General features: G+C 62.0%; 1 protein-coding gene and 1 pseudogene. One reads left to right on the forward strand and one right to left on the reverse strand.

Annotated features, from left to right (window positions below; all coding sequences use genetic code 11):
- Positions 1 to 991 (reverse strand): annotated as a pseudogene (locus JCM19049_RS14090) (TerC/Alx family metal homeostasis membrane protein); the annotation flags it as partial.
- Positions 992 to 1,267: 276 nt separating this feature from the next.
- Between JCM19049_RS14090 and JCM19049_RS14095 the strand changes: the two are divergent.
- Positions 1,268 to 1,456, forward strand: a 189-nt coding sequence (locus JCM19049_RS14095; RefSeq protein WP_279403262.1) for a hypothetical protein, incomplete at its 3' end; no start/stop codon positions are given.

Raw genomic sequence — 1,456 nt, forward strand, 5'->3', positions numbered from 1 at the left:
GCCTCGGCGCGGGCCGCGGCACGGCGTCCGAGCGGGGTCCACAGCGACATGACGGTGGCGACCACGATGGTGGAGGCGATCACGATCAGCGACAGGCTGGTGCTGATATCCGGCACCCACTCGATCGGCTGGCCGCCGTTGAGGAACGGCAGCTCGTTCTCGTGCAGCGCGTGGAAGATCAGCTTCACGCCGATGAACGCCAGGATGAAGCTGAGCGCGTGCTTCAGGAAGACCAGTCGGTTCATCAGCCCGCCCAGCAGGAAGTACAGCTGGCGCAGGCCCATCAGCGCAAAGATGTTCGCGGTGAACACGATGAACGCGGACTGGGTCAGCCCGAAGATCGCCGGGATCGAGTCAACGGCGAACAGCAGGTCGGTCATGCCGATGGTAATGAAGACCATCACCATGGGGGTGAACATCTTCTTCCGTCGACCTTGGTGCGCAGCTTGTTCCCGTCGTAGTCGTTGGCGATCGGCAGCTTGCTGGTCAGCCGCTTGACCAGACCGGATTCGCTTTCCTCTTCCTCGTCATCGTCCTTCAGCTGGTGCCAGGCGGTCCACAGCAGGAAGGCGCCGAAGATGTAGAAGATCCAGGACAGGTGCTCGATCAGGGTCGCACCCAGCAGGATGAAGACCGCGCGCAGGATCAGCGCGATGATGATGCCGAACATCAGCACTTCCTGCTGGTACTTCCGCGGGACCGAGAAGCGGGTCATGATGATGATGAAGACGAACAGGTTGTCGATCGACAACGAGTATTCGGTGATCCAGCCGGCGTAGAATTCCTGGCCCAGCTGCGGACCGGCCTGCCACCACAGGATGCCACCGAAGATCACGGCCAGCATGACGTAGAAGGCGACGAACAGGCCGGCTTCCTTCATTGAGGGCTCGTGCGGCCGGCGGACCACGTACAACAGGTCCAAAAGCAGGATCACGCACAGCGCGGCCAGCGAGATGATTTCAAATTGGAGGGTTAACCCTGAAACGCCCACAGAAAAGTAGCCTTTCGTCGTAAGGGTAGGACAAGGGAACCGAAGGTCTCTCCGCCGTCACAAGATCGTGTTGTGTTCGGCTGCTGCATCCGGCGGAACTTCCTCGTCCCACGTGTTGACGTTCACAGCATTTGGGATACTCCCCTACGTACGAGAAACCATTGTATCCCATCGCCCCGTCCCAGCCCATGGGCCCGGCCACCCCGCACCGCCACGCGCCGACACATCCATCCACGCCAGCGCCGCAGGCGGCGGCGTAGGCCGTAGGATGGATGAATGGAACAAATCGAGACCGACGGCAGCGCCAACCTCGAGGTCAGCCGCGGAACCCGAATCCATTTGGTAATGCCGGTCCCGGATGCCAGCGGCTTGTTGTGGACGCTGACCGAATGCGGCCAGGGACTGATGGTCGAGCGGGAGCCGGGCACGATCCGCCAGCAGCCCGACGGCAACGGCGCCGCCAAG

This window comes from Arthrobacter sp. JCM 19049 (genome assembly GCF_001310435.1).